Below are 13,153 nucleotides of genomic sequence, written 5' to 3'. Positions count from 1 at the left end.
TCAGGCCCCGGGAGCCGCGCGTTCCGCCAGTGCCCGCAGGTGCCGTACCGCCTCGGCCGGGTCGGCGGCCCCGTAGACGGCGGTGCCGGCCACGAACGCGTCGGCGCCCGCGACGGCCGCCTGCTCGATGGTGTCGGCGGCGATTCCGCCGTCCACCTCGATGCGCAGCTCCAGGTGCCCGGCGTCCACGTGCCGCCGGGCGGTCCGCACCTTGTCGAGCAGTTGCGGGAGGAACCGCTGCCCACCGAAGCCCGCCTTGATCGTCATGATCAGCAGGGTGTCGAAGCTGGGCAGCAGGTCCAGGTAGGGCTCGATCGGGGTGTCCCGGTCGATGGCCAGGCCCGCCTTCGCACCGGCCGAGCGCAGGTCCTTGGCCAGCGCCACCGGGTCGTCGGACGCCTCCGCGTGGAAGGTGACGTTGTACGCCCCGGCGTCGGCGTACCCGGGAGCCCACCGGCGCGGGTCCTCGATCATCAGGTGCACGTCGAAGGGCATCGCCGTGACAGCCCGCAGGCTCTGCACCACGGGCAGCCCGATGGTCAGGTTCGGCACGAAGTGGTTGTCCATCACGTCCACGTGCAACCAGTCCGCGGCGTCCTCGACGGCACGGACCTCTTCGGCGAGGCGGGCGAAATCGGCGGCCAGGATGCTCGGCGCGACGATCGGCGGCGGTACGGTCACGGGGCCAGTGTACGAACGTGGCGACCTGCCACCAGCATCGCGCCACCATCGGGGACGCGCTGTGACCCAGCAGTGACCAGTGGTGCAGAATTGGACGCTCCGGACCCCCGAATCCGGACGAACAGACATCAGCGGCTGGCCGATCGACGGAAACGCGACGACACTCCAAGCGGGACGGTGCCGTAAGCTGCACGCCCGCCGGAGTCGCGCCGCGGGGCGCGACGACCGGCCGCCAGCTTCCGGGAGGCGGACGATGCGACGGTGGCTTCCAGCGCTGGTGCTGGCCGGCGTCACGACGGTGCTGCTGGCCGGCTGCGCGCCGGCGCGGGGCGCGGACGGTGATCTCACCGACGACTGGCCGGCGCTGCGGGTCCCGAAGCCGTTCACCCCCGCCACCGACACCTGCCTGCCACGGATCGCCTCGGTCGTGCAGGCCAGCACGTACGAGACGGTGGACTGCGCGCGCAACCACCTGGCCGAGACCATCCACGTCGGCACCTTCGTCGGGCCCGACGCGCTCAGCGAGACCCGACCTGAGCCCGGGTCGTCGGCGCTGCGCACCGCCCGCGCGGAATGCGACCAGCGGGCCCGTCAGGTGCTCGGCGGTGACTGGCACACCGCCCGACTCGCGCTGTCCCTCGCGCTGCCCTCCGCACCCGCCTGGGCCGGTGACGCCCGCTGGTACCGCTGCGACCTCAGCGAGACCGGCAGCATCGACAACACCCGCCCGGTGAACCGCACCGGCAGCCTGCGCGGCGCGTTGATCGGCGACTCACCCCTGACACACCGCTGCTTCGACCCCAAACTCATCGGCGACAACCTCAACTACATGGCGCCGGTGCTCTGCACCGAGCCGCACCGCGCCGAGTTCGTGGGCGTGTACGAGGAGCGGAACATGAGCTGGGCGGAGTTCGCCAAGTCCGCCGAGCAGGCCCACCGGCGCTGCATGGCGCTGATCGCCGAGTACGCGGCGGTGCCCAACAACAGCGAGCTGCCGTACCGGGCCGGGTCCATCTACTACCCACCGTCGCAGCGGGAGTGGGAGGAGGGCGACCGTGGGGTGCGCTGTTTCCTGTGGAGCGACGACCGCAAACTCACCCGCTCGATGCGCGGCGCCGGCCCCGAGGGACTGCCGGCGATCTGAGCATCGGTGCCGTATGCTGCTGCGCCGTGGCGGTACCGACCGGCTGGGTCCGGTCGGGGGCCACCAGCGGCGGGAGGTCGGGATGCGACGGTGGTTTGCGGCGTTCGCCGGGGGTGGGGTCCTGGCCCTGGCGCTGTCCGGGTGCGGCGCACCCGCCGGACTCGACCGTGACCTCGTCGACGACTGGCCGGCGCCCGTCGCGGCGCAGCAGTTCGTCCCCGCCGCCGACGTCTGCCACCACAGCTCCCAGCAGGTCGGCTTCCTGACCGGTTACAACCCGACGGCGTGCACCGAGGCGCACCGGGTGGAGACCATGCACGTCGGCACCCTCACCGGCCGGGGGGCCGAGGGCGGCACGCCCCCGCAGCCCGGCTCGGCCGGCATGCGGGCCGCCCAGGCCGGTTGCGACACGGCGGTCAACAAGGCGGTGGGCGGCGACTGGCGTTCCGGGCGGCTCGGCCTGACCGTCGTGCTCCCGTCTCCGCCGGCGTGGGCGGGCGGTGCCCGCTGGTACCGCTGTGACGTCACCGAGATCGCCAGCATCGACGACACCGCTGTCGACCTGCGCACCGGCAGCCTGCGGGGCGCGCTGTCCGGCGCCGCGCCTCTGGCCTACCGCTGCTTCGACCCGAAGCTGGTCAAGGACGACATCGACCAGATGGTGCCGGTCTCCTGCACCGCCAAGCACCACGCCGAGTTCGTCGGGGTGTGGCAGGGCCCGGACGTCAGCTACGCCGAGTTCACCCGCACCACCAAGCGCACCCACCGGGCCTGCCAGTCGATGATCGCCAAGTACGCGAAGGTGCCGGACAACTCCCAGCTCGACTTCCGCGCCGGGACGATCTACTACCAGCCGTACGAGGAGGAGTGGCGCAACGGCAACCGGGGCGTCCAGTGCTTCCTCTGGATCTCCGACCGGAACCTGACCCGCTCGATGAAGAACGCCGGCACCAAGGGCCTACCGGTCACCTAGCGCACGGCGTCCGGCCGGTCACCCGACCGGCCGGACGCGTACGTCGTCAGCCTCGGCGCAGGACGGCGAGGAACATGGCGTCGGTGCCGTGCCGGTGCGGCCAGAGCTGCACGGTCGGCCCGTCACCGAGACCGGGCATGCCGGCCGGCAACAGCGGCCGGGCGTCCACGAAGTCCACCTGGACCCCGCTGCGGCGCGCCGCCTCGGTCACCGTCACGTGCGTCTCGACGGTGTGCGGCGAGCAGGTGACGTAGGCGACCAGACCACCCGGGCGCACCGCCCGCAGCGCCGCGCCGAGCAACTCCCGTTGCAGCCGGGTCAGTGGCGGCAGGTCGGACGGCTGGCGACGCCAGCGCGACTCCGGCCGACGACGCAGCGAGCCCAGCCCCGTGCACGGTGCGTCCACAAGCACCCGGTCGAAGTGCTGCTCCGGCAGCTTCGGGTCGCCGCCGACCTCCCGACCATCCATGGCGAGCACGGCCACCGGCAGACCCCGGGTCGCCTGGGACACCAGCCGGGCCCGGTGCTCGGCCACCTCCACCGCGGTCACCCGGGCACCCCGCTGCGCGGCCAACGCACCGAGCAGGCCGGCCTTGCCACCCGGGCCGGCGCACAGATCCAACCAACGCCCGTCCGGGCCGTCGAGCGGCGCGGTGGCGAGCGCGGCGGCCACCAACTGGGAGCCCTCGTCCTGGACGTGGGCGCGGCCGTCGGCCACCGCCGGGATGTCGCCCGGCGCGCCACCGGGCAGATAGACGGCGTACGGCGAGAAGGCGCCTGGCGCACCGCCGACCTGGTCGGCCAGCTCGACCGGGTCGATCAGACCGGGCCGGGCGCACAGGTGCACCGGCGGGCGCTCATTGTCTTCGATCAGGAGGCGGGTCGTCTCACCCAGGTCGCCGCCGAGCGCCTCGGAGAAGGCCCGCACGATCCACTGCGGGTGGCTGTACGCCAACGCGAGGTGCCCGATCGGGTCGGTCTCCATCGGCGGGGCGAGCTTGGCCACCCAGGCGTCGATGTCGCGGGTCGACACCTCACGCAGCACCGCGTTGGCGAACCCGGCGGCGCCCGGAGCGACCGAGCGGACCAGGTCCACGGTCGACGACACGGCGGCGTGCGGGGGCACCCGGGTGTGCAGCAACTGGTACGCGCCGATCCGCAACGCGTCGCGCGCCTGCGGGTCGATCCGGGCCACCTCCCGGCCGGCGGCGTCGCTGAGGATCGCGTCCAGGGTGCCGAGATGGCGCAGGGTGCCGTAGGTCAGCTCGGTGGCGAAGGCGGCGTCCCGACCGAACAGCCCCTCCTCGCGCAGGATGAGCGGCAGCACCAGGTTGGCGAACGCGTCGTCGCGGTGCACCGCCGCCACCGCCTCGTACGCGGCGCGGCGCGGCCGGTCCATCGGTGGTCGGGTCGGGCGGCGATCCCCGCCCCGATCGGCCCACGAGCCGGAGCGCGTCGGGCGGGTTCCCTCCGGTGCCGTCACGCGAATTCCTCTCCGGCGCCGACCCGGACGCCGCGCGCCCAGTCGGTCGCGCCCATGGCCCGCTTGCCCGCGGCGCGAACCTCTCCGAGACGCACCGGCACGGTCGCCGTGCCGACAAGCACCCGGGACTTCTCCACCGACAACTCCCCCGGCTTCAGTGGGGGGCCGTCGGGCGCCGGGACGACCGGGCCGAGCTTCACCCGCTCGTCCCGGAACGTGGTCCAGCCACCCGGCGCGGGCGTGCAGGCCCGGATCCGCCGGTCCACCGCGAAGGCCGGGTCGCTCCAGCGCACCCGTGCGTCGTCAACTGTCAACTTCGGCGCCAACGACACCCCGTCGGCCGGCTGCGGCTCGGCGCGGGCGGTACCGTCGGCGATCGCGTCGAGCACCGCCACCAGCAGCCCGGCACCGGAGTCGGCGAGCCGCTCCAGCAGATCACCAGAGGTGTCGGCGGCGCGGATCTCGTCGGTCAGGGTGCCGTAGACCGGGCCGGTGTCCAGGCCCGCCTCCAGCTGGAAGACGCTGGCCCCGGTCAGCTCGTCGCCGTGCAGCACGGCGTGCTGCACGGGCGCGGCGCCGCGCCACGCGGGCAGCAGGGAGAAGTGCAGGTTGATCCACCCGTGTCGGGGGATCTCCAGGGCCGCCGGCGGCACCAGCGCGCCGTAGGCGACCACCGGCACGCAGGCCGGCTCCAGCTCGCGCAGCCGGTCGAGGAACTCCGGGTCGCGCGGGCGGGCCGGCGTGAGGACCTCCACGCCGTGCTCGTCGGCCCACGCACCGACCGGGGAACGGGACAGACCCCGCCCCCGCCCGGCGGGCGCGTCGGGCCGGGTGACCACGGCCACCAGCTCGTGTCGGGAGGCCGCGACGGCGGCCAGGGCGGGCACGGCGACGGCCGGTGTTCCGGCGAAGATCACGCGCATCCGGGTCAGCGCCCCAGACCGAACGGATCGCTGATGTGCGGGCTGAGCTTGACCGTGGGCGGGGCCGCCGCGTCATACCACTCGGCCTGGCGGATCGCCTTCATGGCCTCCTTGCGCCCCTCCTGGTCGAGTCGGTCCAGGAAGAGCACCCCGTCGAGGTGGTCGGTCTCGTGCTGCACACACCGTGCCATCAGACCGGTGCCGACGATCTGCATCGGATCGCCGAACGAGCTGAAGCCCTTCGCGACGACGTTCTGCCGACGCTTGGTGTCGAAGTAGAGCCCGGGGATCGACAGGCAGCCCTCCGGGCCGTCCTGCTCCTCCTCGTCGGGGAACTCCAGCACCGGGTTGATCAGGTGCCCGAGGACGTCGTCGACGTCGAAGGTGAACACCCGCAGGCTCACACCGAGCTGCGGCGCGGCCAGGCCGGCGCCGTTCTGCTCCCGCATAGTGTCGGTGAGGTCGGCGACGAGCCGACGTAGCTCGGCGTCGAAGTCGACGACCGGATCGGCCGGCGTGCGCAGCACCGGATCCCCAAACAGACGGATGGGCTGGACGGTCACGCGGGACGGCTCCTTCGGTGGGTGGACGGGCGGTGCCGTACCAGTCTACGGAGTGCCCGGCCACCGGCCCGGCGGCGCACCTCGATCACCCGCCGCCGGTGTGCCGAGCGTCACCGGCGGGCGGCCCGGGCCAGCAGGTCACGCACCCGTTCGGCGGCCGGGTGGCCGAGGTCGTCGAGGATGCCCACGGCTCGTCGCCAGCTCCGCGCGGCGCCGGTCGTGTCCCCCACCGCCTGCCGGCTCTCGCCGAGCCGGGACAGCGTGTCCGCCTCGTCGAAGCGGTCACTGACCTGCCGATACAGCCCGATCGCCCGCTGGAAGCAGCGGATCGCCGCACGGTGCTCGCCCAGCCGGGCATGGATGAAGCCGAGGCTGTCCCAGGTGTTCGCCTCACCGTGCCGGTCCCCGGTCGTCCGGAGCAGCCGCAACGCCTCCCGGCAGTGCCCGAGCGCCGGCTCGTACTGGCCGAGTTGGGCGTGCGCCCAGCCCACCGCGTTGCGGGCGCTGGCCTCCCCGGCCGCGTGCCCGGCGGCCCGGTACAGCGCCAGGGCGCGCTCGCTCTGCTCCAGCGACTCGGCGTGCCGGCCGATCCCGTCGAGCATCGCGCCGAACGCCCGGTGGGTACGCGCCTGCCCGGTGTGGTCGCCCAGCTCGGCGAAGATCACCAGGGCCTGGCGGTAGTTCCTCGCCGCCTCGTCCACCCGGCCCAGCCGGTACTGCACCCGGGCGAGGTCGCGGTGGGCGTTCGCCTGCCCGGGTCGGTCGCCGGCCCGCCGCGCCCCGTCCAGGGCGTTGCGCTGGGCCACCGCCAGGTCCGGCCACCGCCCCCTGCGTTGCAGGAAGTCCACGAGTGTCCAGGCGAGCTGCCACGCGTGGCCGTCGAACCCGGCCCGGGTGGCGTGGGCTACCGCCGCCAGCAGCACCGGATACTCGACGCCGAACCAGGCGAGCGCCTGACCGAGGTCGGTGATCTCCTCCGGCAGCACACCCGGCGCGGCGGCGGCGAGGGTGACCGGATCCCGTCCGGGTTGCAGCAGCAGCGCCGCCGCGTGCGCGGTGTGCAGGTAGTGGTCCAGCCCACGCCGGATCGCGGCCCGCCGGGCCGACGCCGGTTCGAGCCGTTCGACCTGCTCGGCCGCGTACGCCCGGAGGAGGTCGTGCGCGCCGTACCGGCCGGGGGCGTGTTCGGTGATGAGGTGCGCGTGGGCCAGCTCCGCCAGCAGCCGGGGCACCTCGGCCCGGGGCAGCCCGGCCAGGCTGGCCGCGGCGGCGACCCCGATGTCCGGGCCGGGATGGCAGCCGAGGAGCCGGAACAGGCGTGCCGCCGGTGGGGTCAGGCCCCGGTACGACCAGGAGAAGACGGCCTGCACGTCGGTGCTGGTGTCACCTCCGTCGAACGAGTCGAGTGGTCGCGGCGCCGCGTTCAGTTCGGCCGCGAGGGTGGCCAGCGGGAACGCCGGGTTCGCCGCGGCTCTCGCGGCGAGGACGGCAAGCGCCAGCGGTAGCCGCGCGCACCGCTCGATGATGTCGTCCACCGCCTCCGGCTCGGCAGCCAGCCGGTTCGCACCGAGCCGCCGGGCCAACAACTGCCAGGACTCCGCGGTGCTGAGCAGGTCGACGCCGACCGGCCGGGCACCTTCGGTGGCGACCAGGCCGGCGAGCCGGTTGCGACTGGTGACCAGGACCAGACAGCTCGCACTGCCGACCAGCAGGGGCCGGACCTGGTCGGCGTCACGGGCATTGTCCAGCAGCACCAGCATCCGGCGGCCGGCGAGCAGGCTGCGGTAGAGGCCCACCTGCGCGGGCAGGTGGGTGGGGATCCGCTCGGGCGGCACCTCCAGGGCCTCGAGGAAGCCCCGCACCGCCTCGACGGCCGACACCACCGTTCCGGTGGAGTCGAACCCGCGCAGGTCGACGTAGAGCTGGCCGTCCGGGAATCGGTCGGCGACCCGGTGCGCCCAGTTGACGGCGAGGGTCGTCTTGCCGACCCCGGCCGTACCGGACACCGTCAGGACGGTGACCGACGCCACCTCGTCGTCCCCGGGCGCCGGGGACACCGCGCACTCGGCGTCGAGCCGCGCGAGGTGGGTTGCCCGTCCGACGAACCCGGGCAGCGCCGGGGGCAGTTGGCGGGGCACCGGAAGCGGCGGGAACGCGGTGCCGGTGCGCGGGCCACCGGCCCTGGGCCGAACGCCCACCCGCCCGGTGGTGGGGTGGTCCCTGGTGAGGTGTCGACGCCGCTCCTCGACCCGGTCCCGCGCGGTGGCCAGCACCCCCTGCTCGGCCGGGGTCGCCCCGAGCAGTCGGATGAGGGCGTCGAAGCGCTCCGGCGGCGGCAGGACGTTGCCGGAGAAGTACTCCCCGATGATCCCGCGCGACCAGCCGGTCTTCGCGGCCAACTGCCGGTACGTCAGCAGCGTCTCGCCCTGCTGGCGGGCTTCCCGACGGCGCAGTTGGCGCAGCAACCCGGCCAGCTCCGGCAGGGTCTGCGCCTCCGCGCCGGCACGGCCCAGTTCGAACGTTCCGGACGACCCGTCTGACGTCTGACGAGTACCGGAAGGTACCCACTGGTCGGACATGCGGCCCCCACCCCCGGTCATCCGGCCCCCCGGATGCGCACGGGCAGGGTAATTCCACCCCCGCACCGCTCGATAGACAACAGCCAATGTATGACAGTTCCACTGCGGACCGTTCCCCCGTCCGACGGTGTCCAACCGTGTCCAGCCCCGTCCAGGATCCGCCGCGCCGCGCCGACGCCCCTGCCACCGTCCCTGGTGCGGGCACGGCCCGCTCCACGATCCCTGGGGGAAGAGGTACCCGATGATCCGTCCACACCCGACCACCCGGCGCCCCGTGGCGATGCTGCGTCGCGCCGCCGTCACCGCGGTGAGTCTCGCGCTGCTCGCCGCGGGCATGACCGCCACACCCGCCGCGGCCGCACCCGCCGCCGCACCTGGCGGCAAGGCCGCCGCCACCGGATCCTTCGTCGACAGCACGCCGGTGCCCGGTGGCTTCGCCTCCTGGTCGGAGTTGCTCCGGCTGCAGCAGCGCATGAACAACGCCGCCGAGCGGATCACGAAGGTGGCCGAGCGCAGCCCGAACTCCGGCTTCGCCGGCATCGTCGCCGACCCCACCAACCGCCACCTCCAGGTCTACTGGAAGGGTGAGCCGCCGGCGAGCCTGGTGGCCACCGCTCGGGCCACCGTCGCGACAAAGGTGCTCCCCGCCGCGTACTCGCAGCGGGAACTGCTCGCCGCAGCCGATCGGCTGCGGGCCAGGGCCGGAAACGAGATCACCACGGTCGGACCGCGCGCCGACGGTGCCGGCCTGCTCGTCGGCACGCAGGACGGGCTGCTCGGCGCGACGGCCATGGCCGGCGTGCCGGTGACCGTGCAGACCAAGGTCGCCGCCGCGCCGGCGACCCGGTGGGACGACAGCGCGCCGTGGTGGGGCGGTGCCGCCTGGCGCAACGCCAGCACCGGCGGTGGCTGCTCGACCGGCTTCGGGGTCTTCAAGAACGGGAACGCGCGGATCCTCTCCGCCGCGCACTGCGGCAACCTCAACAACGTCGCGACCGACCCGACCGGCCAGTCGATGGGCACCGTCAGCACCCGCAACGCCGGCACCGACACGCTGCTGTTGTCGGCCGGCGCCGGCGGCCGGGTCTTCAACAACAGCACCGCCGCGAACGGCGACGTGGTCAGTGAGTTCAACAACCAGGTGATCGGCGCGTCGGCCAGCCAGGTCGGCAACTGGGTGTGCACCTCGGGCGCGTACTCCGGCACCCGCTGCTCGATCCAGGTGAAGGCCCGCAACCTGTGCATCAACGTGCGCGACTTCGGTCAGGTCTGCGGCCAGGTCCAGGCGGAGAACACCACCGGCGGCAACGCCGTCGGTCAGGGCGACAGCGGTGGCCCGGTGGAGATCGTGAACGCGGCGAACACGCTCCAGGTCTGGGCGACCGGCACCAACACCGCCATCGACGACACCAACACGTCGACGGCCTGCACCGGCTACGTGAAGACCGGCCGGGTCTGCGCCTGGCGGTTCTACTACGAGGACATCTTCTCCGGCATGGCCGGCGTCGGCGCCACGGGCGTCGTCCTCGGCTGAGCCGTCTCGGCGACCGCCGAACGACTCGGTGGCCGGGCCGACGCGCGTACCCCGCGCGTCGGTCCGGTCACACGCCGGTTCAGACGCTGGCGCCCGGGTCCCCCGCGAGCACCGCGTCGCCACGGAGCAGCGCCGGCTCGGGCAACGGCAGTTGGATCTTGTGAGCCGCCCCCCAGTCGTAGATCAGGCCGGGGCGCACCTGGGCGGCGAAGTAGTCGATCGCGGTCATCCCGCCCACCACCGGCTCGTCGACCTCGGCGACCAGTTGGGCGGGGACCAGGGAGAACCCGTTCTGCAGGGCGGCGCTGAGGCGGCGGTGGCCGTCGACGACGAAGAAGTACTCGCCGGTGAACCCGATCTTCAGCGGTTCGAGGGCCTCGTCGCCGGCCTCGGCCACCCCACCGACGAAGTCGGTGTCCCACAGACCCCGCAGGGTGGCGATGTCCTCGGTCGGGTAGACCCGGGCCGGGTCCAGCAGCAGCAGCGGCGGCCCGTCGCGCAGCACCTCGGCGCCGAGCGTGCCCTCGTACGCGGCCACGATGTGCTCGATCACCTCGGCGGCGGACGCCCGGGTGGTGTCGCAGATCAGGTCATAGTTGCGCAGACGGGCCTTGTCCACGCCGTACCGGATGATGAACCGGCTGCGCTCGCTCGCGCTGCGCTCCCGGAGCTTGGCCTTGGCCTCGTCGAGCGAGGCGTAGCTCTCCGCCGGCCCGGACGGTCGGGCGAGCACCCGGCGCGCCGCCTCACCCGGCTCGGTGATCATGTGCACCTTGAGCGCGTCGGTGAAGAAGTGCCACGCCAACCGGGAGTCCATGATGAGGCGCTCGCCGGAAGCGGCGATGTCCCGCTGGAGCTGGTCGACGTAGCCGTCGACCGCCTGGTCGAGCTCGGCGTGCAGGTTGAGCTGCAACGCGGTCATCTGCCGCTGCTGCGCCATCTCCCGGTAGAGGTCCCCCACGCTGACCCGGCGCATGCCGAGCCGCTTGGCGATCTCGACCGACACGGTGCTCTTGCCGCTGCCGAGGTCGCCGTTGAAGACGATCGATTGTCCAACGGTCACGACTGGTCCACCCCTGATCACCGGCTCATTGACATCATCGACCTCGCGCCCGACCGACGCGCTCCCGCCGTCGCCACGCCAGCAGACGGCGGCTCCAGCTCGGCGCGTCTGACGCTCCCTCGCGACCCGGAGCCCCTCGTACGCCTCAGCATGACGGGCGATGCTACCACTCGGACGCCACCGCTTCGCCGGACGCGGTGTGCGAGGACCACCACGGCGGGCGAGGCCCGCCAGGGGCGGCACCGGCCGAAACTCCTCAGAACAGGCTCAGCGGATCGACCTGGAGACGAACCGGATCGGCGGCCTTACGGGCCGCCCGGGCGCCCGCCGCCGAGTGCAGCGCCTCGGCGAGCGCGGCGGCCCGCGCCCGCGGCACCCGGACCAACATCCGCTCCCGCCCCTCGTCGGCCGGCACCGGCCCGAGCACCTCGGCGTCGGCCGGCAGCCGGGCCGCGGCCAGCAGGTCCGCCACGGCCTCCGCCGGGCCGGTGACGCTCGCCATCCGGACGGCCGGCGGGAAGCCCAACTCACGGCGCTCGGCCAACTCCCGGCCGGCGAACCAGCCGGCGTCCCAGCGCAGCAGCGCCTGCACGGGGGCGAGCGCACCGTCGGCGACCACCACCACCCGACCGGCCGGCGCCGGCCGGGCCAGGGCCGCCGCCGCCAGCCAGCGGCGCAGCGCCTCCTCACCGGCGCGCAGGTCGGCCCGGGTCAGCAGGGCCCACGAGTCGAGCAGCAGCACCGCGCCGTAGCCGCCCTCGGCGACCGGCTCGGCACCCGGGGTGGCCACCACCAGGGCAGCCCCGCCCGGTACGTCGGTCAGCACCTCCTCGCGCCCCGAGGTGCGCACCGGGACACCGGGGAACGCCCGGCCCAGCTCCTCGGCGGTCCGCCGGGCGCCGGTCACCGCGGCCCGCAGCCGCCGCCCACCGCACTCCGGGCAGGCGTACGCGGCCGCCACCCGGGCGCACCACCGGCAGGCCGGAGTGCCGCCGGCCGAGGGCAGCGCGAGCGGGCCGGCGCAGTGCGCGCAGCGGGCCGGGGTGCGGCACTCGGCGCAGGAGATCGACGGCAGGTAGCCGCGTCGGGGCACCTGCACCAGCACCGGCAGGTCCTGGCGGATGGCGTCCCGGGCGGCGGTCCAGGCCAGGCTGGGCAGCCGGGCGGTGGCGGCCCCGGGGTCACGGGCCAACTGCGGGTCGTCTCCGGTCGGCGCGATGGCCGGGATCCGGGCCCGCACGGTGGCCCGGTCGGCGACCACCTCCGGAGCCCAGCCGGTCTCCACCAACAGTTGCGCCTCGGCCGTACGGGCATACCCGCCGACGAGCGCGCCGGCCTCGGCGAGGTGGGCGCGGGTGAGCAGCACGTCACGGGCGTGCGGGTACGGCGCCCGGGGCTCGGAGTGCAGATCGTCACCGTCGTCCCAGATGGCGACCAGGCCGAGCCGGGCCACCGGGGCGAACATCGCCGCCCGGGTGCCGATCACCACCGGCACCTGGTCACGGCGAGCGGCGAGGAACGCCCGGTACCGCCGGGCCGGGCCGAGCGCCGCGGAGAGGCTGACGTGCCGCCCCGGGCCGAGCACGACGGTGAGCGCGGCGTCGAGGCGGTCCAGGTCACGCGCGTCGGGCACCACGACCACCGCGCCGCGCCCACCGGCGACGGTGGCCGCCACCGCGTCGGCGTAGCGGGCCGCCCAGTCCTCACCGGGCAGCGCCGACCAGACCGCACGGGGTGCCCGGCCGTCGGTGAGCGCCCGCAGCAGGGCCGGGCCGGTCGGGTAGTCGCGCCAACCGCGCGGGTCGACCGCCTCGGTGGGGGCCGCCGGGACGGGCTGGTCGTCGTGGGGCTCCTTCTCCACCCGCGCGTGCCGTGGTGGCACCGCGAGCCGGAGCACGTCGGCGAGGCTGCCCGCGTACCGGTCGGCGACAGCCCGGGCCAGCCGGGCGACCTCGGGGGCCAGCACCGGCTCCGGCGACACCACCTTCTCCAGGTACGCGAGGCGGCCGGTGTGCCCGGAGTCGTCGGCGCGCGAGAGCAGCCACCCGTCCACGAGTTGCCCGGCGAAGCGCACCTTCACCCGGGTGCCGGGCACCGCCACCTCGTCCAGTTCGGCCGGGACCAGATAGTCGAACGGCCGGTCCAGGTGCGCCAGCGGAACATCCACGCAGACGCGTGCGACCGGCGACCCATCCGCGGGTCGCCGGTCG

The 13,153-nt window shown here is 74.3% G+C and carries 10 protein-coding genes; 3 read left to right on the top strand and 7 right to left on the bottom strand.

What is annotated here, in order from left to right:
• Complete coding sequence (gene rpe / locus AB0C15_RS23645; RefSeq protein WP_357355229.1) at positions 1-681, bottom strand: ribulose-phosphate 3-epimerase; 681 nt, start codon at positions 679-681, stop codon at positions 1-3.
• A gap of 253 nt (positions 682-934) precedes the next feature.
• On the opposite strand from rpe, the gene AB0C15_RS23640 reads away from it, so the two are divergent.
• A complete protein-coding gene (locus tag AB0C15_RS23640) occupies positions 935-1,825 on the top strand; it encodes a septum formation family protein (RefSeq protein WP_357355227.1) in 891 nt (296 codons plus the stop codon).
• A gap of 82 nt (positions 1,826-1,907) precedes the next feature.
• The gene (locus AB0C15_RS23635; protein WP_357355225.1) at positions 1,908-2,798 is read left to right on the top strand and encodes a septum formation family protein; all 891 of its coding nucleotides are present in this window, start codon (positions 1,908-1,910) and stop codon (positions 2,796-2,798) included.
• Positions 2,799-2,844: 46 nt separating this feature from the next.
• Here the strand turns inward: AB0C15_RS23635 and AB0C15_RS23630 are convergent, their stop codons facing one another.
• From AB0C15_RS23630 to AB0C15_RS23615, 4 genes are all read right to left on the bottom strand, one after another.
• A complete protein-coding gene (locus AB0C15_RS23630; protein WP_357355320.1) occupies positions 2,845-4,287 on the bottom strand; it encodes a transcription antitermination factor NusB in 1,443 nt (480 codons plus the stop codon).
• On the bottom strand, positions 4,278-5,204 hold the full coding sequence (gene fmt / locus AB0C15_RS23625) for a methionyl-tRNA formyltransferase (RefSeq protein ID WP_357355223.1): 927 nt from the start codon (positions 5,202-5,204) through the stop codon (positions 4,278-4,280). Before fmt ends, AB0C15_RS23630 begins: the two co-directional genes overlap by 10 nt.
• A 5-nt stretch (positions 5,205-5,209) precedes the next feature.
• On the bottom strand, positions 5,210-5,767 hold the full coding sequence (gene def / locus AB0C15_RS23620) for a peptide deformylase (protein WP_357355221.1): 558 nt from the start codon (positions 5,765-5,767) through the stop codon (positions 5,210-5,212).
• A gap of 110 nt (positions 5,768-5,877) precedes the next feature.
• Positions 5,878-8,346: a tetratricopeptide repeat protein gene (locus tag AB0C15_RS23615; RefSeq protein ID WP_357355219.1), complete on the bottom strand. Its 2,469-nt coding sequence runs from the start codon at positions 8,344-8,346 to the stop codon at positions 5,878-5,880.
• A gap of 241 nt (positions 8,347-8,587) precedes the next feature.
• Here AB0C15_RS23615 and AB0C15_RS23610 point away from each other — a divergent pair, with 241 nt between their 5' ends.
• Positions 8,588-9,880 (top strand): hypothetical protein, encoded by a 1,293-nt coding sequence (locus tag AB0C15_RS23610; protein WP_357355217.1) that lies wholly within the window; start codon positions 8,588-8,590, stop codon positions 9,878-9,880.
• Positions 9,881-9,959: 79 nt separating this feature from the next.
• Here the strand turns inward: AB0C15_RS23610 and AB0C15_RS23605 are convergent, their stop codons facing one another.
• On the bottom strand, positions 9,960-10,943 hold the full coding sequence (locus AB0C15_RS23605) for an AAA family ATPase (RefSeq protein WP_357355215.1): 984 nt from the start codon (positions 10,941-10,943) through the stop codon (positions 9,960-9,962).
• A gap of 256 nt (positions 10,944-11,199) precedes the next feature.
• Positions 11,200-13,110 carry a primosomal protein N' gene (locus AB0C15_RS23600; RefSeq protein WP_357355213.1) on the bottom strand — a complete coding sequence of 637 codons (1,911 nt, stop codon included), beginning with the start codon at positions 13,108-13,110 and terminating at the stop codon, positions 11,200-11,202.
• Positions 13,111-13,153 lie beyond the last annotated feature (43 nt).

The organism is Micromonospora sp. NPDC048835 (assembly GCF_040649995.1).
In the GTDB taxonomy this organism is placed as follows: domain Bacteria; phylum Actinomycetota; class Actinomycetes; order Mycobacteriales; family Micromonosporaceae; genus Micromonospora.
This window is presented reverse-complemented; position numbering and strand designations above follow the sequence as displayed.